Here is a 26297-nt window from a genome sequence, read left to right on the forward strand (position 1 = left end):
ATGGAAACAATGGTTTTATAAGAAATATTATTGCACTATACAGAAATTCAAGTAAAAAACAAAAAAAGAGTTGCCAGAATTATTCATGACAACTCTCGATATTAACTATTGTTTAACAGTAAAATCGCTTTTCTCGTATGCCCATCTACTTGTTCTAACGCATGGATTACCCGATCATAATTTTGATTTGTTTTTAGCATGACAATGGCAGGTTTAACAGCAAATTTTGTTTTTTCAAGCATTTGTTCCGCTTCCACATATTCACAATCCGTAGCAGCGATGACAATTCTTTTAGCCCGCTCTATTAATTTTTTATTGCTGGCATGTACATCGACCATTAAGTTTTCATACACTTTGCCTAGCTGCACCATCGAAGCTGTACTGATCATATTTAAAATCATTTTATGTGATGTAGCCGCTTTTAACCTTGTTGAACCTGTTAATATTTCGGGACCTACGACGACTTCAATCGCTTCTTCCGCATGGCGACTTACTTCGGAGTTAATATTGCTCGTCAAACTTACCGTAAAAGCCCCGACAGATTGCGCATATTGTAAAGCACCCATTACAAATGGCGTTGTACCGCTTGCTGTAATACCGATAACGGAATCGAACGGTGTTATGTTTTTTTCCTTTAATTTGTTTATTCCGTCTTCCAAACGGTCTTCAGCATTTTCCACTGCCTGGAAAAAGGCTTCCTTTCCGCCTGCCATGACGGTTTGCACAAGTTCCGGATCGGTCATAAAAGTAGGGGGACATTCTGATGCATCAAGCATACCTAAACGACCACTAGTCCCCGCTCCGATATAAAAAAGGCGTCCACCGTTACTTATATTTTCAACCACTCTTTTAATTACTTTTTCAATAATAGGCAAAACTTGTTCGACACTTTTCACAACCTGCATATCTTCTTTATTCATTATTTGCAGTATGTCCGAGATAGGCATTACATCCAAATTCAATGTTTCGTCATTCCGTTTTTCAGTCGTTAATTGATCGTAATTCATGTTATCTCACCTTCCAATAGACGCCATGTTTGTTGAATCGTTTGTTTAACTGGATCACTTACTCCAATTTCACTTTCATGTAATGCTAATAAGTAAGCTCCAACTGTCCCCGAAATTGGTGGCTTCAAAGCAATCAAATCAGGAAATCGCAATGAAAAACGTACGGTAAACCGTTCAAAAAATGGCTTATTCGAAAATAATCCGCCATGTAAAACTACCGGTTTTGTCCGATCAATTCGTGAATAGGCACTTTCAATAAGTTCTAATAATGCTTCTTGAACAGTGCTAACGATGGATTTTGCTATTAGATCTTCCTCAAAAGCGTCTAGCACAATCCTGCCCACAGAAGAAATAGCGGCCACGGAGTTCGTGCTGCCGTAAACTTTTGTAATGAGCTGATCAGGTGACAGTATATTAAAATGGGACAATATCTTTTCCTGAAATAGCTTCAAAGGCATTTTGTTGTCATGCGCCTTTAAAACAGAACGAATGGCCAGCTTCCCTAAGTGATAGCCGCTTCCTTCGTCACCTAATAAATAACCCCAGCCTCCGACACGAAATGTTTTTTGCTGCTCATAACCGAATATAATTGCTCCGGTTCCCGCAATAAGTAAAGTACCTTCTCTGCCCCATGTTCCCGCTGCTAATGCTGCATGGATATCACTCTGTACTCTAAGTTTTTCCAGAACGGGTGATTGCTTAAATGCATCATATATTTTCTGCTGCTCAGCTTGTCGATCTGCACCTGCCATTGCAGCAAATACTGTTTCAACGTCCGATAATGTCGCACCTGTTTGTATGAACAACTGGTCGATCAAATTATTTATAAGTGTGTACAACTGATCTATTGAAATCGCTGTTAAATTGCCGGAACTTCCCTTGGCAACCGCAAGTAAATGTCCGTTTTCATCACCGATTACAGCGGTTGTTTTCGTGCCGCCACCATCTATACCAATCCATAATTTCCCTGCCATTTACTCACCTTATCTATTCATTTTCAAGTGCAACTAAGTTGTGCACAATTCTTCGAAACCTTTGAATTTCGCAACCACGTCCAAAATGAACGCGATTTGTTACCAAAATAATTGCTAATTGCTTCTCATCCGATACCCAAATTGAAGTGCCCGTAAAACCGGTATGCCCAAAACCGTCTCGCAAATATTGGCCGGAAAATGAAGGCGAAGAATACAACTGCCACCCTAAGCCACGCTGTTCCTCATGCTGCTCTGTAAAACTTTGCTTTGCTAATTGTTTAGTATGCTCGCGAAAAATAGAATCTTTATTTTTCATAAAAGATTGAGCAAACTTCGTTAAATCCTCAGCAGTCGAAAACAACCCTGCATGACCGCTAACTCCGCCAAAATGGAGAGCATTTTCATCATGCACTTCACCCCACTGATGTTTCTTTAAATAGGTGCGGTATTCAGTTGCCGCAATTTTCCCCTGTAACTGGACAGGCGGATTAAATAGAGTATTGTGCATACAAAGCGGCTGAAAAATAGTTTTACTGGCATAGTCGGCCAATGAGATACCTGTAACCTTTTCGATCAGCTTCCCTAATAAAATATAGTTTACATCACTATAGATCACCTGCTGCTCTACATTTTTTCGTCCTGTTTCCTGTGCAATACGTTCTATGACATCTTCATAAGCTACCTCTTCTTTATAGAACTTGATTTCTGCCCGAAAGCCGCTTGTATGTGTTAATAAATGACGAATCCTAACTTCTTCATGCATTTCCTTAAATTCTGAAAAGTAGTAACTAATGGACTCATCTATATCAATAACCCCCTGCTCAAGCAATAATAAAACCGAGCTTGCCGTTGCTACTACTTTCGTTAATGAAGCACAATCAAATATCGTCTGTTCCGACATCGGAATTTGCTGCTTTGTATGTGCCATCCCAAATGCTTTACAGTAAAGGACATCCTTTGCATTTGCCACAGACAATACTGCACCGGGCAGTTCTTTGTTTTGGATTGCTGTTTCAATAAATTGTTCAACTCGTGAAAAAGCCATGATCTCCCCCCTATTTGATTGCTCCTTCTGTCATACCTTTTACGATATGGCGTTGGAAAATCGAATAGAAAACAATTACCGGTATGACAGCAATACATAATCCCGCAAACAAGACACCCCATGCACTATCGTATTGTGCGTCTATTTTCAGTAAGTTCATCGCAACACCTAACGTATTTTTGCTTTCTGTCTGCAGTAAAATTAGCGCCATGAAAAATTCATTCCAATAAGAAATGGCATTCAAAATCGTCACGGTCATAATTCCTGACTTTATAAGCGGTGTCACAATTTTAAAGAGGATTCCATATGGACTCATACCATCGACGACCGCTGCTTCTTCAAGCTCTTTAGGAATATTGCCGATAAATCCAACAAGTATGAAAATTGTAAACGGTACATGTGAAATGGCATATACAAGCGATAATGCCCACAAGTTATCTAATAAATTAAACTTCATTAATAAGAAAAATAGAGGAATCCAACCTAAAACGGATGGAATCATCATTGAAGCCAAATAAACATTAATCAGCACTTCACCAAATTTTGAACGAACACGTTCCAGCGCATAAGCCGTAGGAATCGATAAAATGAGTGTTAAAAAAGAGCCAAGCACTGTTACAAAAAAACTGTTCAAAAATGCACGCCCGATATTATAGTCGTTCCATGCTCGTTCAAAATTTGTAAAACTAAAATCAGTCGGCATTGACCAAGGTGACGTGAAGATTTCTGCATTCGATTTAAACGCACCCATAAACATCCATATTAACGGGAAAATTACGATAAACGCCCATAGGATTAACGGGATACGTACTAAAATTTGTGAAACTACTTTCATCTCAATTCCCCCGTTAATATTCGACTTTTTCTTTTTTCAGAATAAATTGTGACACGAGAACGGTAATGAGCGACACGACCAAGATTAGAACACCAATCGCTGCACCATAGCCAAATTGAAAATCTTCAAAAGCGCGCTGGTATAAATATGACCCCATTACTTCTGAAGCGCTTCCCGGTCCACCACCTGTCATTACTTGCACAAGGACAAACGAACCGTTCAGAGAAGTAATGATGATATAAAGAATGGATGTTTTTATTTGTGGCCAAACGAGTGGGACCGTAATATGCCAAAATTGTTGCCACTCGGATGCCCCATCAATATCTGCCGCCTCATATAAACTTTTCGGAACATTCGAGATACCACCCATAATAAGTAGCATAAATAATCCAATCCCTGCCCAGATTGCAGGAATGGCAATACTAGGAAGTACCCATGTTTTATCACCTAACCAAGGGCGGGCCCACTCAGTTAATCCAATCTGATTTAATAAGCTATTTACAATCCCCATATTCGGATCATAAATAAATTGCCATAAAATCCCTATAACTACAACCGACATAATATTCGGAAAGAAAAATACAATCCGGTAAAATGGCGCTTCTTTAATCTTAAGCTGCGTCAATGCCACAGCAAAAAATAGAGCGAGCGTCATAATCCCAATAACTTTTACAAATACGAAGAAAAAGTCATTTATGATCGCCTTTTTAATTATGGAGTCATTCCATAGACGAATATAATTATCTAAGCCGATAAACGTTTTGTTTGCACTTGTTCCGGACCACTCAAAAAATGAGTAATACAATCCGCCCAACATCGGATAAACAGTAAAAATTAAAAAGAGCAGAAAAGTCGGCAGTAAACAAAATGCTAAAAACAAATATTTACTTTTGGAAGAAAAGGTCATTGTTCATTACTCCTTTCTCTACTGATTAAATAAGGTTGCTAAAAAGCTTTTAGCAACCTCATTTCCAGCAGTCATTTATTTGCAAAGTGACTCTCTCGTTATTTTCTTAGCTCTTCTGCTTTTTTCACCATCTTATCGACAAATTCTTCAGCAGTAATTTCACCAAGTAAGATATCAATAATTAATAATTTAATTTCATTTGTAATTTCAACTGCAATTTTTTGCAGTTCAGCATCTGGTGTGTAACGTTTGTACGTATGAACAGCACCTGGATTGTTAATCATTTCATTAATATTTTTCAAGAAATCCTGAACATTTGTATTCGAAGATAAATCAACGTCCTTCATGTTCATAATCGCACCTGTTGATTCAGCAAATGCCTGCGCATATTCTTCCGTAAAGATGAATTCCAAAAATGCCTTTGCAGCTTCCGGATTTTGCGATTTTTCAGCAATTGCAATTGTACGAATATCCGGTACAAGTGCTAATGGCTTACCAGGATCATTCATCGGTGTTGGTGTGAAGCCGAATTCAAAACTTTCCGGCGTATCATTTTTCATTTCATTTGGTAACCAGAAACCTACTGGAATATAGGCATTTTTATGCATTAAAAAGTTCATTTGTGATTGCGTATGATTGTAGGCAGCAAAACCGCTGTCAATTAGTCCTGCTTTAGCAATTTTTTCTACCTTTTTCAATACTTCAAGCGTTTCAGGTTTTTTCCAAGCCTCTACTACACCATTATTTAAGTCATTTAATAACTCTTCACCGCCTGCAGCAGCAAAAGCCGGATTCAATACGCCACGGTGGAAGTATTGTGTATGTTGGCCTGTCGTTACAAATGGTGCAATTTTCGTATCGGCTTTAATTTTTTCCATAGAGCTGATCCAGCTGTCAAAATCTGTTGGTACTTCCCATCCGTTTTCTTCAAACCACTTCGCATCATACCAAGTTCCCCACGTATCGAATACTAATGGCAAACTATAGATTTTCCCGCCATCTACTTCTTCTGCCGGTGAGATAAAGCTATCTAATAATGCTGTACCATTTTCAAGTTTAATTCCTTTTGCAAATTCACTAATATCCATTAACTGACCTTCAGCGATCATTTGTGTTTCACTAGCTCCTGCTCCATCGATATAGACGACATCAGGTGGTGTTTCCGAAATCCAGCGTGTGTTCATCTCCGTATTAATATTCGGACCTGCATGTTCTACAATTTCTAAATCCGGATGCTGTTTTTGGAAGTCCCCTATAACTTGCTTCCACCATCCGTCACCATATCCTCCAACGAAATATTGAATTTCCAGTTTTCCTGATAACCCATCCCCTGTACTTTCTGTAGAAGTATTATCCGATGAAGTCGTTGATTGTTCTGTACTGCTGTTTCCTTCAGTGTCGCTGTTTGATTCCTCGTCATTCGAACACGCTACGAGCAATAGCATTAAACTCATTAATGCTACTAAAAACCAAGTCTGCTTTCTCTCTTTGATAACAAACATACATTACACCCCTTCATTTTCATTATGTTAACTATATGAATATAGTCAGCACCAATATTAACGAGAAAAACCCTTAATTACCTCGAGTGTGCGATTTAACGCAACAATCGATTTATCATAGTTTAATGTTGCGATTCCTGTATATAAAATATCAATTAATGTCAGTTGGGCGATGCGTGATGCGGTTGCCGAGCTACGAATATCTGCTTCGTTAGAAACGACGTACAGAGCAGAATCTGCAAAGCTTTGTATTGTATTTCGCTTGTTTTGTGTCATGGTAATAATCGTTGCTTGATTCTCTTTTGCAACGGTAAGCGCATTAATAACTTCCTTCGTTTCACCTGAGTACGAGATCGCGAATACAACATCTTCGCTCGTTGCATGTGCTGCTGCAATCAGCTGCCCATGACTATCGAAAATTGTTTCACAGTTTTTATTAATCCGTTTCAATTTATGTTCAAAATCTTGCGCAACGATTGCTGAGGCCCCGATGCCGATAAAGATAATCTTTCTTGCATTATTAATTTGGTGAATAATTTTCTCCAATTCCCTTTCGCCATTAATCATTAGCGTTCGTTGGATTGCATCGATATTGTGCATTTCAATGGTCTGTATCATTTGCAATATGGTCGAATCTTTTTCCAGTTCAAAATTGTGGTTGTGTTGAATTTCCAGAGTAGGTGCTGTAGCAATACTTAGTTTTAAATCTTTGAACCCGGAAAAGTTTAATGCCCTGCACATTCTCACTATTGTTGCTTCACTTGTTTTAGCTTTTTCAGCGAGTACAGCAATCGGCATGCGAATAACATCCTCTAAGTGACTTAAAATATATAAAGCTACATTTCTTTCTGCAGGCTTCAGCAATTCCATCCCCGAACGTATTCTTTCAATACTATTTTCCAAATTCATTACCTACTCTCAAACAAAATGTTGTAAAACTTCCTTTTTAATGTAAAATATATGAAATTTAACTCCATAATAAAACCTATATTGCTAGTCGTCAAGATTTTATTTTAAATTTTCTGAAAATAAAAGGAAATAAATGTTTTATTTTATCGATTAATTGACTATTGCTATACTATTGTAGAAATTCAAATATACGGTGGTGATTCTTAATGAAGTATGCAATTTTAAGTGACTTACATTCGCATTATAAAAATACTAAAAAGGTGTTAAACCATATACAGCAAGTAGCACCAAATGCAGAGATTATTGGCTTAGGGGATTTATTCGAGTGTAAAATCGGCAAGAAAAAGGCGAAAATGGTTCGTCATGCAAAGCTAAAAGATGCGGCAATTATTGATGATAAGTTTATGAGCCTCTTAACATTCCCTTCTATCATCGGCAACCAGGAAGAACGGATTGCTCTTGTAACAGGCGATAATCGTTTTCTCCAATATAAAAATGCGCTTGTAATTGAACATGCAACTTTAATTCACGGGCACCAAATAGAGTGGGATAAAACATTCAATCCTACCTTCCCTAACATCCAAACGCCATTGCTGTTTTTTGGACATAGTCATGAAGCAGCCATCTATAAGGATGGGCTACGACAATCTGTCCCTTACGATATCCCTCTGGCAGTTGGAAAAAAACAATACCAGATTAATGTTGGTCCTGTCGTAGATAATAAAGAATGGTGCCTATATGACAGTGAGGAAATGACGGTCACTTTTATGCAGGCGCAATAGGAAAAGGCTGCCCTGAAGTAAATTCAGGACAGCCTTTTAATCTATTTATATAGCCGATTACAAAACATCCGGCAGTTCTGAATCCATGCCAAACTTTTGGCGGAAACCGCATTTTTTGCAAAGTTCTTCAATTGCTTCACGACGAGAAAAACCATCTACTAAGTTTTGTGCACGGTCGGTAGTAATAATTTCGCCGAATTTTTGATCGTGGACATTCCCTAGATTAATGACACCCTCGCCATCCAAACAACAAGGAACAACAGAACCATCTACTAAAATAGCTGCATGTGTACGCAATGCATGACAGAACCCTTTTCCTTCATCCGCTTTTTCAAGTAGACTCGGCCAGCGGAACTCATGATCCTGGTTCAAATAGATGTTTTTTGCAATTTTTACTCCTGAGCCCATTTCTACCCGCTCTTGAATTTCATAGTCCAGTTCATACTCTTTTTCGAGAATTTCAAGTGTTTCGCGGTTTCTACGGTTTGCAAGTTCAGAAACATTATTGCGCTGCAAATTCCATAGCCTGTAAGAAATAATGACATTATGTTTTCGTACATCCCGTACAAATTCCAAAATATCACTTAAGTACTTTTCGCGGTTTTCAGAGCCTTCATGTCCATCAAAACTATGAAGCGAAAAATTTATTTGTCTGAGTGCAGGCTTGCCTAAAAGCTTTTCACGGTTCTTTTTAATTAACGTCCCGTTTGTCGTAATATTGACTTTAAAGCCCTTTTCATGTGCAATATCAAGTAATTGCCCAATGCGCGGATGCAATAAAGGCTCCCCTTTTACATGTAGGTATATATATTTTGTATAGCCGCTAATTTCATCTAAAATATGAGCAAATTGCTCTACCTTTATTAATCCTTTTGCGCGCTCTGTAGGTGGACAAAAGCTGCATGCTAAATTACATACACTTGTAATTTCGATATACACTTTCTTAAAAGTTTTCAACGCTCGTTCACCATTCCTTTTTTTGATCCTAAACAATACTTTTCATTGTAACAAATTTCTTATGTAAAAAGGAAGCTGTCTGTTTGGCTTAATACACAATGCAAATAAAAAACCGCCTAGAATATGAATGATATTCTAGGCAGTTCGTATTTTTATCCGCGGTAGCGAACGGATAGGCCTTTAAGGAATTTACGGGCAAAGTTGTCGCCGCATTCTTTGTAATTACGGTGACCCGGTTTACGCATAATGGCGCCAAGTTCGCCTTTTGATACTGCAATACCCCCGTCATCAAGCACATCCAGCATCTCTTCTGTCGTCAGCTGGCATGCAACTTTCAGCTTTTTCAGCATCATGTTGTTAACATGATCCGGCTTTTCCTGCACAGGCGCTGGCTGCCCTTCTTTTTTCGGCATCGGTCCACGCTTATACGTAATCAACCCATTGAAAAATGCTTCCAAATTTTTATGATTCACTTTCATTTGGTCATAATCAGCAGGTGCTTCCTCATCTTTTTCCAAAGACTTCGTTAAAATTTTCGGCATATCCTCCGGGGAAACTGTAACGCCACCTAACTTAAAAATTTCAATCATTTCTTTATTTTTCAAATCCAATGCATAACGCGTTCGGATGAGAATATCATTATTATCCATAATAACCTCCATACTTCTTTCGCTAGCAAATATTATATCAGAGGTTGGACTTGGAATGTTAGCGCGATCTCTTAAACGTTCCATATCTTTTAGCGTATTTTTTTATACATTTCCACTCAGCAAAAACTAGTATTCACAATATTCCGAATCCAGAAACCCCGCGCAAAATCAATAACACTAAATAGTAATTTTATGCTCTAAACAGAAAATTTACGTGATTTATAAAAAATAGGTTTATAATTATCTGAAGATTTGATATAGTTATATTGCATTAATTTGCAAAAAATATCATGTTTTTACACAAAATGGGGGGTTTTAAGATGAAATTGAACAAGTTTCTAACACTTTTCATGGCACTTGTACTATCTGTAGTACTTGCGGCATGTGGTGGGGACGACAGTAAGGACAATGAAACATCGGAAGGTTCTACAGGTACTGAAACAAACAATGAAGGGTCTACAAGCACTTCATCAGAACCAAAAGAGCTTAACCTAGTATTTATGTCTGAACCACCGTCTTTACACCCGGGTTTAGCATCTGATACTACATCAAGTACAGCAATCAACAACATTTTCGAAGGTTTAATGACAATGGAAAACGGCGTTCCGGTTGAAGCTGCCGCAGAGAGCTATGAAATTTCCGATGACTTATTAACTTATACATTTAAATTACGTGATTCAAAATGGTCTAACGGCGACCCTGTAACAGCAAACGACTTTGCTTTTGCTTGGAAATGGGCATTAACGCCAGAAAACGCTTCTGAATATGCTTCAATTTTATATCCAATCAAAGGCGCTGAAGCTTACCACTCAGGTACTGGCTCTGCCGATGATTTAGGTATTAAAGTTGTGGATGACAAAACTTTAGAAGTAACATTAGAAGTTCCAACACCATATTTCTTGGAATTAACTGCTTTCAAAACATTTTCACCAATTCACCAAGCTACTCAGGAAGCAAATGCTAACTGGTACACTGAGGCAGACACAATCGTATCAAATGGTGCTTACACTTTAACGGAGTGGGTTCACAATGGTAACTTGGTATTCACTAAATCAGAAAATTACTGGGATAAAGAGAACGTGAAAATTGATACGGTAAACGTAGCAATCGTTGAATCTGAAGCTTCTCAAATGAACATGTTTGATGCTGGGGAAGTTGACTTCTTAGGGACAAATTATGGTTCGATCTCCCTTGATGCAATCGATCGCTTAAAATCAGAAGGCACGCTTAAAGTAGCAGAGTACTCTGGTGTTTACTGGTATAAATTCAACACGACAGACAAAGTGACAAGTAACGTAAATATTCGTAAAGCTTTAACTTTAGCAATAGACCGTGCAAGCTTAATTGCCAACATTACGAAGGCGGAACAACAACCTGCATTAGGATATGTTCCAAACTCAGTAGATGGATTTGGTGATGATGAAGGTTATTTCAAAGATGCTGATTTCGAAGGTGCTAAAGAGTATTTAGCAAAAGGTTTAGAAGAACTTGGTTTATCAGATCCTTCTGAATTAGAAATTACAGTTTCTCACAATACTTCTGAAGCTCATGCTGCAATTGCACAATTCGTTCAACAAGGATGGACAAAAGAATTAGGTATTAAAGTAAAACTTGATAACTCTGAATGGCAAGTATATTTAGATAAACTTTCTAGCTTAGATTATCAAGTAGGTCGTTTAGGTTGGATTGCTGACTTCAACGATGCTTATACATTCCTGGAAATGTATAACTCTGCAGAAAACGGAAACAACGATACTGGTTGGGAAAATGCTGAATACTCTGACCTATTAAAACAATCAGTTACTGAAACAGATCCAGACAAACGTACTCAGATTATGTTACAAGCAGAAGCAATTATGGCTGAAGAAGTTCCAGTTGCGCCAATCTACTTCTATACTAACCCTTACATCGTAAAAGATTATGTAACAGGCATGGAGCCAGATGCATTAGGTAATATTTCACTTAAAAATGTTGATATCAACAAATAATTTTTAACATATCAACACAACTTATTGTGTATGTTTACATGAAAGGCTGCTCAGAATCCATGTGATTTAGGGCAGCCTTTCTATATATTTCAGAATATTCATTTCATTCTAACAAAAAGGGGGTCTGTTTAGTGCTTAACTACATTTTCAAGCGATTAATTTATATTTTGGTAGCATTATTTTTCATCATATCGGCAACGTTCTTTTTAATGAAGCTTGCACCAGGTAGCCCATTTGCCAGCGAGCGTGAGTTATTACCAGCAATCGAACAGCAACTTAATGCAAAATACGGACTTGATAATCCATGGTACATCCAATATAAAGATTATTTAATCTCATCCCTTACATTTGATTTTGGAGAATCCATGAAATATAAAGGACGTTCAGTAAACGACATGATTTCCGAAGGATTCCCTGTTTCATTAGTACTAGGTTTAGAGGCAATGTTCTTAGCAGTAGGTTTTGGAATTTTACTAGGTGTTATTTCTGCACTTTATCACAATCGATTTCCTGACTATGTGTCGACTGTCATCGCTGTTATAGGAATTTCTGTCCCTTCCTTTATTCTTGCAGCGATATTACAGCTCTATTTATCACTAAAATTGGGGTGGTTCCCTGTGACTGGATGGAAAGGCTTTAGCTACACGGTTTTACCTGCAGTCGCTATTGCCCTGACACATGTTGGATTTATTGCGAAGCTAACTCGATCCAGTATGCTGGAACAAAATAACAGTGAATATGTAAAGCTTGCACGTGCTAAAGGAATCGGAAAATGGACAATTGTATTTAAACACTCGCTTCGTAATGCGTTGTTGCCGGTTATCACCTATTTAGGACCTTTAACTGCAGGCGTACTGACAGGAAGTTTCATTATTGAACAAATTTTTGCCATACCGGGTATTGGCCGTCACTTCGTACAATCTATTACAAATCGTGATTATACGACGATTATGGGTGTAACTGTTTTCTATTCAATTATTTTACTCTTTGCGGTATTAATTGTAGACATTTTGTATCACTACATTGACCCTCGTATCAAATTGAAAGGAGCGAAAAAATAATGACTTTAGAAAATAAATTTAATGAACAAATCGCTCCGGAGCGTTTTGAAATTGTAGGCGCCCGTCCAAGTGATGCGGATTCTCTAAACAGAAAGCAAATTTCATTTTGGCAAGAGGTAATGTACAGGTTTTCACATAACAAGCTAGCAATTATAGGCTTGGTTATTTTATCGTTTATTACAATTATGGCTATCTTTGCACCGATGTTTTCCTCTTGGAGTTATGAAGAAAATACGGGTCTTTACAATACAGCCCCTTCAGCTGCCCACTGGTTCGGTACAGACGACCTTGCACGCGACTTATTCGTTCGTGTCTGGATTGGCGCAAGAATTTCGTTATTCATCGGTCTTGCCGCAGCTGTGATTGATTTAATTATTGGTGTTCTCTGGGGAAGTATTTCAGGATTGCTTGGTGGGCGCGTTGACAATATTATGATGCGTATTGCTGATGTGTTAACAGCGATTCCTTATTTATTAGTTGTTATCATTTTACTAGTCGTTATGGAGAAAGGATTAATTCCTATGATTATCGCCCTATCCTTTACGGGATGGGTAAACATGGCACGTATCGTTCGTGCTGAGGTACTTTCAATTAAGAGTCGTGAATTTGTTTTAGCTTCTCGCACATTAGGCGCTGGTTCATGGCATTTAATTAAACGTCACCTAATTCCAAATGCAATGGGCGCTATTTTAGTAACAATGACATTAACTATTCCAGCTGCAATCTTTACAGAATCATTTTTAAGCTATATTGGTTTAGGGGTACAGCAGCCGCTTGCAAGTTGGGGCACAATGGCTTCAGAAGGAAATAAGGCAATCCAATCTGCACCTTGGCGATTAATGTTCCCTGCCCTCTTCATTTCGTTAACGATTTTCGCTTTTAACGCTGTTGGAGATGGTCTTCGCGATGCTTTAGATCCGAAATTACGTAAGTAGAAAGGGGTGTATGAGATGAAGAAGAAAATTTTAGAAGTTAATGATTTACATATTCACTTCAAAACGTACGCCGGTATTGTCCAGGCTGTACGAGGCGTAAACTTTGAATTATACGAAGGCGAAACATTGGCTATCGTAGGTGAGTCGGGCTCAGGTAAAAGTGTTACGAGTAATGCTTTGATGAAGCTTATTCCTGAGCCACCCGGTATTTATGCCAATGGCGAAATAAAATTTAACGGTCGTGATCTGATTCCTCTTTCTGAAAAAGATATGTTATCTATCCGGGGCAATGAAGTGGCAATGATTTTCCAAGATCCGATGACTGCACTAAACCCAACAATGCGTATCGGCAAGCAAATCATGGAAGTTTTATTAAAGCATAAAAAAGTTTCCAGTAAAGGGGCTGCGAAAACGCGTTCCATTGAATTATTAAATCAGGTTGGTATACCTTTTCCCGAAAAACGGTTTGCTTCTTATCCACACGAGCTTTCGGGGGGGATGCGTCAGCGTGTTGTCATCGCAATTGCCCTTGCTGCAGATCCTAAGCTTCTAATTGCCGATGAACCAACAACAGCACTTGATGTAACGATTCAGGCGCAAATTTTAGAATTGATGAAGGACATTCAGAGAAGTTCGAATACTTCGATTATTTTTATCACTCATGATTTAGGGGTCGTAGCAAACGTGGCTGACCGTGTTGCCGTTATGTACGCCGGACAAATTGTTGAGTATGGCACAGTAGAGGACATTTTCTACAATCCTAAGCACCCTTATACTTGGGGGCTGCTAGGTTCAATGCCCGACTTAAACAACTCTACAGATGAGTTATTACGTGCAATACCTGGTTCGCCGCCAAACTTGATTAATCCACCTATCGGCTGTGCATTCGCCCCTCGTAATGAGCTGGCTTTAGCAATCGACTATGAGGAAGAGCCACCGATGTTCCAAGTTTCTGACACTCATTATGCAAAAACTTGGTTACTCCATCCGAACGCTCCAAAAATTCCACTTCCTGAAGCGGTTGCTCGCCGGATTGAAATGGCAAGAGGAGGCACAGCTAATGCGTAAAAAGATTTTAGAAGTAAAAGGATTAAAACAATATTTCGGTACTGCTAAAGAGCCTATTAAAGCGGTTGACGGCATTAGCTTCGACGTTTATGAAGGCGAAACACTTGGACTAGTGGGTGAATCAGGCTGTGGTAAATCAACAACAGGACGTTCAATTATTCGCCTGTATGATATTACAGAAGGTGAAATTTTATTTAACCAAAAAAACGTGAATTCTTATTCTTCACGAAAGGAATCGATGCAATTCAACCGCGACATGCAAATGATTTTTCAAGATCCCTACGCATCGTTAAACCCGCGGATGACAGCTGGTGAAATTATTGCGGAAGGCTATGATATCCACGGCCTTCACAAAAATAAAAAAGAGCGTCAAGAAAAAATTGGAGAGCTGTTAGAATCTGTTGGTTTAAACCGTGAGCATGCAAACCGTTATGCACATGAATTTTCAGGCGGTCAACGTCAACGTATTGGGATTGCCCGCGCATTGAGCTTGGATCCAAGCTTCATTATTGCGGATGAGCCAATTTCTGCTCTAGACGTATCTATTCAAGCTCAAGTCGTTAACTTATTAAAGCAGCTACAAAAAGAACGCGGTTTAACATATTTATTCATCGCCCATGATTTATCGATGGTGAAGTATATCTCGGACCGTATTGCTGTTATGTATCGCGGGAAAATTTTAGAGTTAGGTGATGCGGACGAGATTTACAACAATCCGATTCATCCTTATACAAAGTCTTTACTTTCTGCCGTACCTCAACCAAACCCTGAGTATGAGCGTAAACGTGTTCGTATTCCATACAAGCATGAAGAAACACCAGAAAATGCGGAGACTTTAGAAGCACGTCCCGGGCATTTCGTATTTGCTACAAAACAGCAACTTGCCAGCTGGTTATAAATAGAGAGCCGAGTATCCAAATTGAGTACTCGGCTTTTTCCATTATAGTGGTCCAATTTCTCTACCATTTTCTCACTCCTTCATTGCAAAGGATTGGAAAATGACCCTTATATTTTTCATGAAAAATAGCCTCGACAAAAATCGAGACTACGTTTGTTTATATGGTTTGTTTTGGTCTTAATGTATGCTTCAGTACTTTACCGGAAGCATTACGTGGCAGTTGATCGATAAAGTCAACTTCAAATGGAACTTTATATTTTGCGAGCTGTGTCATGCAATAGTCCAGTACATCTTGTTCCATTAGTTGTTTGTCTTCCTTTAATACAACAAACGCCTTAGGAACTTCACCGTAAACTTCATGTGGGATCCCTACGACCGCGGCTTCCAGAATTTGAGGCATTTGGTACAGTACTTCTTCCACTTCAATTGGGTAAATATTTTCGCCTCCACGAATGATCATATCCTTTTTGCGATCTACAATATATAAATAGCCTTCCTCATCAAAACGGCCTAAATCTCCTGTATACAGCCACCCATCCTGAATCGACTTGGCTGTTTCTTCCGGTGCGCGCAAATATCCCTTCATTACTTGGGGACCTCTCATGCAAATTTCACCGACTTCCCCTAGTGGCACAATTTCACCATTCGCATCGCGCAACTGAATATCCGTCCGTGCTAACGGTTTGCCTACTGAACCGATTTTAAACAGTGCCGCATCATCCAGCAATGAGCTGGCTGCGGGTGAATTTTCCGTTTGCCCATATAAGTTCTGTACTTTTACATTAGGGAATGTATCCTTTAGACGCTTCACAAGCTCATACGGCATTGGTGCAGCCCCATAGCAGAACAGGCGCAGTTCACTAAAATCATAGGACTGCAGCTCTGGTTTGTTTAATAAAATGGTATACATTGCCGGTACCCCAAAGAAAATAGATGCCTTTGTTTCAACTAAATTTTTCAAAGTCTGGTCTGGTGAAAATGCCTCTTCAATAAGAACTGCACCCCCCTTATAAATTGTCGGCACTGCAAATACATGACTGCCTGCACAATGGAATAAAGGTGTACAAATAAACATGCGCTCCTCACTTGTCATCTTCATTGAGTCAGACCAGATTTGCGCCGTCTCTAAAATGTTCCGGTGACTGAGCATAACCCCTTTTGGTTTTCCCGTCGTTCCGGATGTATACATAACAACTGACGTGTCCTCGAGCTCTAACTCCGGCATTGTTGGAGAATTGCTTTGTTCATTTAAAATATTTTTGATTTGTGATAGTGAAAGAATTTCCTGAAAACCATGTGTCGTGAGATCAATCGTCTCTTGCAGTTTTTCATCATAAATTAACACTTTTGCTTCTGAATGCTTAAATATAAAATCGACTTCAGGAGGAGCAAGTTTTGTATTCACAGGCATTACGGTTAAGCCTGCGAGCTGCACACCATAATAAACAGCCATAAATAAATGGGAGTTTAGGGCAAACTCTGCTACAATATCATTCTTTTGAAAACCTTTTTCAATTAGATAACCGGCAATTTTCCGGGAATTATCCAGAAGTTCATCGTATGTCCATACTTCATTTTCAAATTGAATAGCCGTTGCATTCGGTGTCTCCAGAGCTTGGTCAACTAATGCCTGTAAAACCGTCATTTAACATCCCCCTTAGTATATAAATATACAAATATCTTAATATTCTAAATTTTAACAATTTATAGCTGCCTAATGCAATATTTTCATTTTTTATTTTTTTCAACTAATGAAAATTGAATTATTTATTAGGTTCCGCGAATGGTATACGTTTATTTTGGATAAGCTAGTTGTCAAATAAAGTTAATACACCCATTTTATTTGAACATAAAAACATTCAGAGTGGACAAATTAATGATGAAGATTTTAAAAGGAAAGCAATCAAGATCAAGCGCCTTTTTCTTCATTATTGCTAAATCAAAGAGGAGGAAAGCTAATGCCAACTTTAGAGGTGAAATGTACTGTATCAGATTGTTTTTTCCATGCAAAGGGAAATTTTTGTGGGGCAGAAAAAATAGAAATTGATATGGAAGGTATAACCAACAAAAAAGAACGGACGGAGTTTGCTTCTGATTTTGATTTGCAAGCCCCTAAACAAAAAGAAGCGAAATCGTCCAGCGACACTTGCTGCAAAACGTTTATTTCTAAAAAAGATAAGCAGCACTAATTAATTTTGAAGAAGCTGTCTAGAAAGTATACACTTTCAAGACAGCTTCCTTTTTCATAAAATTTAATGTGGACCATTGCCACCTAATTGCCCACCAGGTACCTCACTGATTTTATAAGTACTGCTGTCGACTTCCAGATTTTCTGTTAATGGTCGAAGCGGCATTTCATCAGTGGTCTTTACTTCCTGTTCCTTGGCAAGTAAAGCAAGCGTGTCATTATAAGAAAGACCGGACGCTGCATTCAATCTCTTTACTTCATCAACATCTGTTCCTGCTTCTGTGAATTTTTTCTCGTTCATTCATCCACCTCCTCAATTACTAGGATGTGCGATGAACAATTGTTTATGTAATTACTTGCTCAAGTCGACATTGTTTCAGTAACAGATCCTTCTTTGTATAACATAATTCCAATTAAACCGACTGAAGAAAAAATAACTGGAATAATAAACCCGTAAAAGTACCCATTTTGTAAATTTAACGAGCTTGCCTGAACATAGTCTAATATTGCACCTAAAAAAATCGGCAATAGGACGGCACTTAAAAAGCCTCCTGTATTGGCAAATCCCGATACAATGCCAGACTCTTTCATTGGGAATGACTGCCGTACAGCAGCAAATGTCAATGCACTTGCTCCATATCCGAAGCCGATGAGGAAGAAAAGAACAATAACTCCGATCAGGGACGGATATCCTTGAAATAAAAGAAATGTAAACCAGCTTGCAAAAACAATCGTTTGCACTGCTATATAAGGTTTTTTAATCGATTCATACATACTTGCAACCCAGCTCATAAAAGGCGCACCAATAATTGCACCAACGAGCCCAACCATAATTAACTGACTCGCCTGTGACCGGCTCATTTCGTAAAGATCCATTCCGTACGGCACCGCCCACGAACTGATAAATCCAACATAGCCGCCCACTACCCCAAAATGGCATAAAAATAATGCCCATGCTTGACGGCTGGAAAAGACTCTTTTTACGATGCCAGCTGTTTTTTCGCGTTGGACAGGCTCAGTTACTACAGGCGTAATTTGCGGGAAAGCCTTTTTTGCTTGTTTTATCAGGACAACATATAATAGTACTCCGCATATGCTTACAAGAAGTCCCAATGAGAAAAATGCCCCTCTCCATCCAAGCAGTCCAATCCATGCCGAAAATGGAACAGTCGCCAACAAGAATCCTAAACTGCCTGTCATACCGGCAAAACCAACTAAACGGACAAATTCCTTTTTATAAAACCACTGTCCTAATATGAGCATCATATTAACCCAAATGGTCGCATCCCCTATTCCGGTAAAAATTCGCGAAAGAAATAATACCGATTCATGCGTTCCTATACTGTAAAGAACCGTTCCCACCCCGGCAAGGACTGCACCAAAAATAAGAAAAAAATTGGGTCCAAAGCGATCCGCCAAAATCCCCATTGGAATTTGCAGACTTGTATAAACAAAAAATTGAACACCTGTAATTAATCCGATTGTGGTGGCCGTGATATTAAAGTCATTCATTAATTGATCAGTAATCAATCCAGGCGCTGTCCGCTGACTAGCCATTAACAAATACGTAAGCAATACCGAAACAAATACTACCCATCTGTACTTACTGTTCTGTTTTTCCAATGATCACGACTCCCATAATGTTTTTCTTTACACATTGAATTGTTTAATTACGAGTTCCTTATCATCATCCATTTTATGAAAGAACTTTGCATGTTATCTTTTCAAGCCTTCACTTTCATAAAGTTATATACACTACATATAAATAACAGTATGCAGGGTATGATGCATATTGTTATTTAAGAAAAAAAAATGAAGGAAGTGAAACTATTCTTCAAATTGGTCCAATGCCTGTTAGTACTGTTCGATTAGATTGTGGACCGAATCAATTGGTATATTATCCTCATGTTTCTTACAAGTGGGATCATTTATGGGAAAACGAGATGAATGAGGCGATTAAGGAGCAAGTACAAAAGCAAATTGCACAGCAAGTTGGTGAAATGCCGACAACTGTAGAAGAAATGCTGGGGCTATACGAAATAAAAAACAATCAGCGGCAAGTGCTAAGTTTGAGTCTTTCCAATTATACGTATCATCAAAAGGCCGCGCATGGGATGACGACAATCCAATCACTGACATTTGATATTGAAAAAAAGAAGCTATGTACACTTAAAGATTTATTTAAACCGGGCAGCAACTATGTTAGAAGACTTTCTGCTCTTGTCGATATTCAAATACAGGAGCGAGACCTCCCGACATTAGGAGATTTTCGGGGTATAAGTCCAGATCAGGATTTTTATATTGCAGATAAAACACTCGTTATTTATTTTCAATTATATGAGATTACTCCATATGTAGTAGGTCTGCCAATGTTTCCGATTTCTGTTTTTGATTTGGCTGATATTATCGACGAATCCGGCCCGCTCGGCAGATTGGCAACTAACGGTTAAAGTTAAGTGAAATGTACTATATTTTCACATTCAAAATATAGTACATTTTTTCAATTTAGTTAATGGTCATCAATATGCGGTGGCTGCACGGGATGGGCATCGTTAATAACGCGAATCGGTCGCATCATATCATGATCTTCATGCTCAAGAAAATGACAGTGCCACATATAATCCCCTGTATGTTCTTTCCAATGCATAATAATTTTCGTTACTTTTCCAATGTCCGCTTTTACAGTATCCTTCCAACCTCTTTCATAATCTCTCGGTTTTTCCGGCTCACCTGTAAACTCTAATTTCCCTTCCGAAACATATAGATCTACATTAAACGGTCTACGCTCCAATATTTTGAACTGTACTAAATGGAGATGGATTGGATGATGGACTGGTGTCGTATTTATAAAGTTCCAAATTTCTATACTATCTAACGAAGGCTTTTCTGTTGCGGGATCATGGTACATTTTATTATCCAGCATGAGCATAAGCCTGCCATAACGGTCTAGAGAAGATGTTAAAGGCAGATTACGAATGGTATGTGCATGATGCTCATGTAAATCCATCGCTGGTTCCAACAATGTAGGTATTTGGCTTGTATCTTCTCGCCTTAGAGGTAAGTTCACAATGAATTTCATAATGACATTCGTATGTTCATCTGCAAACTCCTCATCATCATTCATCAGAAAAATTTCTTCATTCGCAAATTTACTAAAATCAATAATTACATCTATACGCTCAGCAGGATTTAATTCAGCTGTGATGATTTTCGTTGTTGCAGCTAAAAATCCGCCATCTGTTCCAATCTGGTTCATTTCTTCTTCATTTGAGAGACGTAGTTTGTAACTTCTACGGTTTGAGCCATTTAATATTCGGAAGCGATATTTTCTCGGCTCAACATTTAAATATGGCCATACCTTCCCATTTACAATAACTGTATTTCCAACATAGCCTAACGTAACAGTCGGATCCGGCAGTGGAAGCTGGTCAGGGACAGGTAGAGGAAATGGGGGATCAAGTTTCGTTGGATAAAAAATAGAACCATCTTCATTAAAGGAGCGATCCTGAATGAGCAATGGTATTTCGTAATCTCCCTTTGGCAGTTTTAATCTTTCCTCCAAAGAATCACGAAGCAAATAAAATCCTGCCAATCCTGCCACAACGTTTATTCTTGTAAGTGCCATCGCATGGTCGTGATACCACATAGTCGTACCCGGCTGATGGTTCGTATATGCATGCACTTCCTGTTTAAATAGTGGTCCTGTAGCAGCATAGTTTTTTGTATACCATGCTTCAGGGTGCCCGTCACTTGCAGAAGCGACATTCGCCCCATGTAAATGAACTACTGTTCGGACTTCTGCAGAATTGTTTACTCCATGCAAACTGTAATCTACCGGCAGAAAATGTTTATCGGGAAGTTTATTTAAATATTTCACATAAGTCGTAACATCTTTTTTTGCTTCAATTGTTGGACCAGGAACGATTCCATCATAGCCCCACACATCAGTATAAGGAAAGTCTTTATGAAATCGATGCCTTGCTTTAAGCATCTGGATTTCATAATAGGAATTAGGCGGATAGTTATTGTTTGGTTTAGATCTTGCAACTCGCGGTATAACGAGTTTATCTTCAAATTTTGATATTGTAGCAGGATCTGCTGGGTTCACCGGCTGATCATTAATTTTCAAATTGTCCCATCCTTCATTGTTTATTACTCTATTTTATTCTCTATATAATTAGGCGTTCCACATTATTTGAAATCCGACATTTATTCAAGTTTCCCGGACAGCAAACATACTGCAGCGAGTGGTTTGTTATATCCGTGTAACATGTTAGATAATGAAAAGCGCTACAATCGTCGTTACGATTAGTCCGATTATTACCGGTACAAGATTTCTTCGTGCCAGTTCAAATGGGCTAACATTACAAATGGCCGCTGCAGGAATTAACGCCCATGGAACAAGTGTCCCGCCACCTACCCAAATAGCCGCAATTTGACCAAGAGCAGTCAATGTGGCCGTACCTTCTCCGATTGCCGTACCAAATAAATTTCCGAGTGAACCGACTAAAGAAATTCCGGAAAACCCTGATCCGTCCAGCCCTGTAATGGCTCCTACACCCGTCAGTGTTACAACTGCAATTTCGGTTGTTAATGGTACGAGTGCCGCCAGTCCCATCCCTAGATCATTCACAATACCATGTGACGTTTCAGGCAGATGATTCCCGAGAATTGTAAGGAAACCTGCATCTCCTAAATAGAAAAACGCCGCAATCGGGATGACCGGTCCAAATACTTTAAAACCAAACTGAAACCCTTTAATAAAGTAGCTTGTCGTTTGGTCGAGCCCTTTCTTTTTAAAAGCAATAACACAAAGAATAAGCAGGATAAATACAGAAGTTCCTCCTACCAGCGCTGTTGCATCTCCCCCTTGGAGATCAAAAATAGCCATTGCAACAACATCCAATACAAAGGCAACCGGAATGAGCAACGCAAACAATTTTTTCTGAGTCATCGATAATAGATTTTCTGTTTGCTCCAGCTCTTGCTCCGTACTATTATCGTACGTTCCTACTAAAGGAATAGTGCCGCGCTTCATATCCCGTTTCAAAAAGTAAAATGCGACAACTGTCGTTACAACCCCCATCGTTATGACAAGCGGTATACTTGCCATCACGACATCCCCAACTGGAAGACCGGCAGCATCAGCCGTTAATTTTGGTGCACCTTGAATAATAAAATCACTGGATAACGCAATCCCGTGACCGAATAAGTTCATCGCCATAGCCACACCTAATGCCGGCAGCCCCGCCCGTATTGCTACAGGCAATAAAACAGCTCCGAGCAGAGCTACTGCAGGAGATGGCCAGAAAAACCAGGAAATGATCATCATTAATATCCCGATTGTCCAAAATCCTAGTGTCGGGTTTTTTATGATTTTTGTAAAAGGTGCAATCATTACTTCGTTAATTCCCGTTTTAGTTAGTACCCGACTCATGGCGACGATAATTGAGATAATTAAAATAGTAGATAAAAGTTCGGTAATTGCATAAATAAAGCTATTAAATACACCGCCTATTGACGCTACAAAATCCCCTGTTGCGACGAGAGCAATAACAAAAATCCCCACAATACTAATCAATGTTGTATCCAGGCGCCTCACCATAAAGATAATGATCAGCATGATAAAAACAACATAGATCCAGTGGAGAGCTGTTATCTCAATTCCCATACTCCAACCTCTTTTCCTTTTTTACTTAGCATATGGAGAAAAAAGAAAGGTTGTGAGCGCCTAGTACCAATATATATATTTTAATCTTTCATGGTATTCGCCTAGATTCTATAAAATGGGACGCAATGTTAGTAAGGCATTATTAAATGTAACTTCATCGGGCAATTGTGTTTAATTAATGGTGGAAAAGAGACATATTGCATACATACGATAAAAATAGAGGTGTGTTTATGGCGATTTGTCCGTTGTGCAATGCATTAGAAAAAGTCAGCAAGGATTGTCCTTCTTGCAACAGTCCACTGCAGGATGGAGGAAAGGTAGCCGATTATTCGGATCCATATGGACATTATAATGATGAAAATACCGTTAAGCTTGGGGATGGCTACCCTAATACTGCAAAAGATGAAATTTGTCCGCATTTACTTGTTTGCAAAGAGTGCAGCTTTGAGCAGGTTCTGTTTATACAGGAACAGTAAAAAACATGTCCGAAACAAAGTTTCGGACATGCCATAATCAAAATTATTAAATAAATATATCCAAAATTAATACTACGCAAAGGCCGACAATCGATGTCGTGAATAGTAAAAGACCCCATGTTTTAAATGTATCTTTAATCGATAAGTTAAAGTACTCTTTAAACAGCCAGAAAGATGCATCATTAACATGTGTAATTGTATTACTTCCCGCTGCTGTTGCCAAAACCATCAGGACTGGATTGACATCAAACGTATGGATTAACGGTCCTACAATACCTGCAGCTGTAATTGCCGACACAACCCCAGTACCAGTCGCAATACGAATAACGGCTGTAATCAGCCATGCCATAATTAATGGGTTAATGGACGTATTTTGCATCACACCTGCAATGAGATCACCAATGCCTGTATCTAAAATGATTTGTTTAAACGCCCCACCGGAACCAACGATAAAGATAATCATTGCAATACCTTCTATTGCACCCGAGAACGAATTCATTACTTCCTTCATCGTACGGCCAAGACGGATACCGAATACATAAATTGCGATCAGCACTGCCAGAATCATACTAATTTCAGCACTGCCTAAAAAGTTGATGAATTGACCGACTGCCGACTCTTTATCGAAAATCATATTGTAAATCGTAGCACCTGTAATAATAATTGCAGGTAATAATGGAATTAATAAACTAATTCCAAACCCTGGTGCCTTGTCCAGATCTACTTCTTCAGATTTCTTCAATAATGGAGGTATTGGCAAATCCAAATTCTTTAAAACCCGCGGAAGAATAATCCCCGCAGCAATAATCGCAGGTACAGCTACAACAACCCCCAGCAGGTAAACCATCCCCATATCTGCACCATATGCTTCTACAAGTGCAGTTGGACCAGGCTGTGGCGGGAATATACTATGCGCCATCGTAGCGGCAGCAACCATCGTAATCCCTAAACGCAAGTAAGGCATTTTTGCTTCAATTGCAATTGAAATAACTAAAGGCGCCAAAATAATAAATGCCACTTCATAGAAAACGGAAATACCGAAAATTGCACCGACAATTAAAATTGCCCATTCTACATTTTTTGCTCCGAATTTTTTAAGCAATGTCGAGGCAACTCGTTGTGCGGCTCCCGAATCGACCATTAACTTCCCGAGAACTGCACCCATCCCGATAATAATCGCTAAACTTCCAAGTGTGCTCCCAAAGCCTGTTTTAACAGATGTCACAACATCCGTTAATGATAAACCATTTAAAACCCCAACAAGAATTGCAACAATAAGTAAAGCTAATACACTATTTAATTTGACAACGATGTTTAAATATAATAATAAACCGACACCAAGTGCGACCCAGATGATCGGTAAATAGTCTACTATGAAATCCATGTTTTCCCCCTAGGTTAATAGCTGTACATCCAGTCTATCTATCAACACAGCTTATTGTATTAATGACTTTGACGCATATTAAGTTGGCCACCAAAGCGGATTGTTTTAGACAGCTTTTGTTCCCCTTTGATTTGCTGTAATAACAACTCCACGGCTTTATTCGCCATTTTTGTTGTTGGCTGTGAAATGGTCGTAAGTTGGGGTGTAAACAAGTTTGCAAATGACACATCATCTATTCCAATAACAGCTAAATCTTTTGGAATGACAAGTTGATACTCTTTTGCAAAGTTTAAGATTTCGACTAATACACGGTCACTGCCTGCGATAATCGCTTCCGGCCGCTGATCCAGTTCAAACATATTACGAAGAGATACTTTCATTTCTTCGACTTCGACACTATGTATATATTCATCCCGTACTTGTATGCCTCTACTCACTAAAGCTTTTTTATAACCTTCAATTCGCTCCAGCCGTGGTGTAATATTACGTGTTACCGGTGCGGTCAGTATGGCAATCCGGCTATGCCCGTTATCGGTCAATGCCTTTACCGCCACTTCTGCCGCCTGTTCATTTTCCAGTAAAATAGAGGGAATTCCTAAGCCCTCTATCGTACGGTCCATGAAAACAATCGGATATTTTTTCTTTTTCATTTGCTCATATAAATCCAAATTGTCGCCAGTAGGAAAGATTATCATCCCATCCACCTGTTTTGCCATGAGCATTTCAATATACTGCCGTTCTTTCTCAGGTTCGTCGTCAGCGTTACATACAATTGTATGAAAGCCGTGTTTATTAAAGTTCAATTCAATTGCGCGAATAATATGAGTGGAGAATGAATGTAGAATATTCGCGACAATAATCCCAACAGTGAAAGTAGATTTTTGCGACAAACTACGAGCAATAATATTTGGTCGGTAATTAAGCTCGCGAATGGAATATTCCACTTTTTTTCGGGTATGCTCACTCATATATTCATAGCGGCCATTCAAATATTGTGAAATAGTACTTTTAGAAACCCCCGCATGCTTTGCGACATCGGAAATCGTGACATTTTTCAAAT

The 26297-nt window shown here is 38.9% G+C and carries 25 protein-coding genes; 9 read left to right on the forward strand and 16 right to left on the reverse strand.

All coding sequences use genetic code 11. The features are described 5' to 3' along the window. Positions 1–101: 101 nt before the first annotated feature. The 7 genes from murQ to MKY07_RS17225 all read right to left on the reverse strand — a co-directional run bounded on the left by murQ (position 102) and on the right by MKY07_RS17225 (position 7173). Positions 102–1007, reverse strand: coding sequence for an N-acetylmuramic acid 6-phosphate etherase (murQ, locus tag MKY07_RS17195; RefSeq protein ID WP_339263243.1), 906 nt, complete (start codon positions 1005–1007; stop codon positions 102–104). Continuing rightward, a complete protein-coding gene (locus tag MKY07_RS17200; RefSeq protein ID WP_339263244.1) occupies positions 1004–1981 on the reverse strand; it encodes a BadF/BadG/BcrA/BcrD ATPase family protein in 978 nt (325 codons plus the stop codon). The genes murQ and MKY07_RS17200 overlap by 4 nt, the downstream gene beginning before the upstream one ends. Before the next feature lie 13 nt (positions 1982–1994). Further along, on the reverse strand, positions 1995–3026 hold the full coding sequence (locus tag MKY07_RS17205) for a serine hydrolase domain-containing protein (protein WP_339263245.1): 1032 nt from the start codon (positions 3024–3026) through the stop codon (positions 1995–1997). Between the two features lie 10 nt (positions 3027–3036). Next, entirely contained in the window at positions 3037–3861 is an 825-nt protein-coding gene (locus MKY07_RS17210) for a carbohydrate ABC transporter permease (protein ID WP_008405651.1), read from the reverse strand. Between the two features lie 13 nt (positions 3862–3874). Further along, positions 3875–4768, reverse strand: coding sequence for a sugar ABC transporter permease (locus MKY07_RS17215; RefSeq protein WP_014822677.1), 894 nt, complete (start codon positions 4766–4768; stop codon positions 3875–3877). Between the two features lie 98 nt (positions 4769–4866). Continuing rightward, positions 4867–6270, reverse strand: a complete 1404-nt coding sequence (locus MKY07_RS17220; protein WP_008405647.1) for an extracellular solute-binding protein — start codon at positions 6268–6270, stop codon at positions 4867–4869. Positions 6271–6327: 57 nt separating this feature from the next. Continuing rightward, a complete protein-coding gene (locus MKY07_RS17225) occupies positions 6328–7173 on the reverse strand; it encodes a MurR/RpiR family transcriptional regulator (protein WP_065217661.1) in 846 nt (281 codons plus the stop codon). A gap of 212 nt (positions 7174–7385) precedes the next feature. On the opposite strand from MKY07_RS17225, the gene MKY07_RS17230 reads away from it, so the two are divergent. After that, positions 7386–7961: a metallophosphoesterase family protein gene (locus MKY07_RS17230; protein ID WP_065217596.1), complete on the forward strand. Its 576-nt coding sequence runs from the start codon at positions 7386–7388 to the stop codon at positions 7959–7961. Between the two features lie 57 nt (positions 7962–8018). Here MKY07_RS17230 and MKY07_RS17235 read toward each other — a convergent pair whose 3' ends face one another. Then, complete coding sequence (locus MKY07_RS17235) at positions 8019–8918, reverse strand: radical SAM/SPASM domain-containing protein (protein WP_008405643.1); 900 nt, start codon at positions 8916–8918, stop codon at positions 8019–8021. 152 nt (positions 8919–9070) lie between these two features. Then, positions 9071–9568, reverse strand: a complete 498-nt coding sequence (locus MKY07_RS17240; protein WP_008405641.1) for a DUF1456 family protein — start codon at positions 9566–9568, stop codon at positions 9071–9073. 320 nt (positions 9569–9888) lie between these two features. Between MKY07_RS17240 and MKY07_RS17245 the strand changes: the two genes are divergently transcribed. From MKY07_RS17245 to MKY07_RS17265, 5 genes are all read left to right on the forward strand, one after another. Next, complete coding sequence (locus tag MKY07_RS17245) at positions 9889–11556, forward strand: peptide ABC transporter substrate-binding protein (protein ID WP_065217597.1); 1668 nt, start codon at positions 9889–9891, stop codon at positions 11554–11556. 131 nt (positions 11557–11687) lie between these two features. Next, complete coding sequence (locus MKY07_RS17250; protein ID WP_014822673.1) at positions 11688–12617, forward strand: ABC transporter permease; 930 nt, start codon at positions 11688–11690, stop codon at positions 12615–12617. Beyond that, a complete protein-coding gene (locus MKY07_RS17255; RefSeq protein WP_065217598.1) occupies positions 12617–13552 on the forward strand; it encodes an ABC transporter permease in 936 nt (311 codons plus the stop codon). Before MKY07_RS17250 ends, MKY07_RS17255 begins: the two co-directional genes overlap by 1 nt. Positions 13553–13567: 15 nt before the next feature. Continuing rightward, the gene (locus MKY07_RS17260) at positions 13568–14620 is read left to right on the forward strand and encodes an ABC transporter ATP-binding protein (RefSeq protein ID WP_008405634.1); all 1053 of its coding nucleotides are present in this window, start codon (positions 13568–13570) and stop codon (positions 14618–14620) included. Further along, the gene (locus tag MKY07_RS17265; RefSeq protein WP_008405631.1) at positions 14613–15518 is read left to right on the forward strand and encodes an ATP-binding cassette domain-containing protein; all 906 of its coding nucleotides are present in this window, start codon (positions 14613–14615) and stop codon (positions 15516–15518) included. Before MKY07_RS17260 ends, MKY07_RS17265 begins: the two co-directional genes overlap by 8 nt. A gap of 157 nt (positions 15519–15675) precedes the next feature. Here the strand turns inward: MKY07_RS17265 and MKY07_RS17270 are convergent, their stop codons facing one another. Continuing rightward, on the reverse strand, positions 15676–17163 hold the full coding sequence (locus tag MKY07_RS17270; RefSeq protein ID WP_339263246.1) for a long-chain fatty acid--CoA ligase: 1488 nt from the start codon (positions 17161–17163) through the stop codon (positions 15676–15678). Between the two features lie 313 nt (positions 17164–17476). On the opposite strand from MKY07_RS17270, the gene MKY07_RS17275 reads away from it, so the two are divergent. Beyond that, positions 17477–17707: a DUF1540 domain-containing protein gene (locus tag MKY07_RS17275; RefSeq protein WP_008405628.1), complete on the forward strand. Its 231-nt coding sequence runs from the start codon at positions 17477–17479 to the stop codon at positions 17705–17707. 63 nt (positions 17708–17770) lie between these two features. On the opposite strand, the gene MKY07_RS17280 is transcribed toward MKY07_RS17275, so the two are convergent. Together MKY07_RS17280 and MKY07_RS17285 are read right to left on the reverse strand one after the other, a co-directional pair. Then, positions 17771–18007 (reverse strand): hypothetical protein, encoded by a 237-nt coding sequence (locus MKY07_RS17280; RefSeq protein ID WP_008405626.1) that lies wholly within the window; start codon positions 18005–18007, stop codon positions 17771–17773. 59 nt (positions 18008–18066) lie between these two features. Further along, complete coding sequence (locus MKY07_RS17285) at positions 18067–19329, reverse strand: MFS transporter (protein WP_014822670.1); 1263 nt, start codon at positions 19327–19329, stop codon at positions 18067–18069. Positions 19330–19553: 224 nt separating this feature from the next. Here MKY07_RS17285 and MKY07_RS17290 point away from each other — a divergent pair, with 224 nt between their 5' ends. Then, positions 19554–20156 carry a DUF3298 and DUF4163 domain-containing protein gene (locus tag MKY07_RS17290; protein WP_173364515.1) on the forward strand — a complete coding sequence of 201 codons (603 nt, stop codon included), beginning with the start codon at positions 19554–19556 and terminating at the stop codon, positions 20154–20156. Between the two features lie 59 nt (positions 20157–20215). On the opposite strand, the gene MKY07_RS17295 is transcribed toward MKY07_RS17290, so the two are convergent. Then, positions 20216–21835 carry a multicopper oxidase gene (locus MKY07_RS17295; protein WP_339263247.1) on the reverse strand — a complete coding sequence of 540 codons (1620 nt, stop codon included), beginning with the start codon at positions 21833–21835 and terminating at the stop codon, positions 20216–20218. A gap of 144 nt (positions 21836–21979) precedes the next feature. Continuing rightward, positions 21980–23377, reverse strand: a complete 1398-nt coding sequence (locus MKY07_RS17300; RefSeq protein ID WP_008405619.1) for a hypothetical protein — start codon at positions 23375–23377, stop codon at positions 21980–21982. Positions 23378–23607: 230 nt separating this feature from the next. On the opposite strand from MKY07_RS17300, the gene MKY07_RS17305 reads away from it, so the two are divergent. Continuing rightward, positions 23608–23853, forward strand: a complete 246-nt coding sequence (locus MKY07_RS17305; protein WP_008405617.1) for a hypothetical protein — start codon at positions 23608–23610, stop codon at positions 23851–23853. Between the two features lie 46 nt (positions 23854–23899). On the opposite strand, the gene MKY07_RS17310 is transcribed toward MKY07_RS17305, so the two are convergent. Together MKY07_RS17310 and MKY07_RS17315 are read right to left on the reverse strand one after the other, a co-directional pair. Then, positions 23900–25237, reverse strand: a complete 1338-nt coding sequence (locus MKY07_RS17310) for a gluconate:H+ symporter (protein WP_014822668.1) — start codon at positions 25235–25237, stop codon at positions 23900–23902. 59 nt (positions 25238–25296) lie between these two features. Continuing rightward, a complete protein-coding gene (locus MKY07_RS17315; RefSeq protein ID WP_014822667.1) occupies positions 25297–26295 on the reverse strand; it encodes a substrate-binding domain-containing protein in 999 nt (332 codons plus the stop codon). Positions 26296–26297: the final 2 nt, after the last annotated feature.

The sequence above is a fragment of the Solibacillus sp. FSL W7-1472 genome (assembly GCF_037969775.1).
Lineage (GTDB): Bacteria > Bacillota > Bacilli > Bacillales_A > Planococcaceae > Solibacillus > Solibacillus silvestris.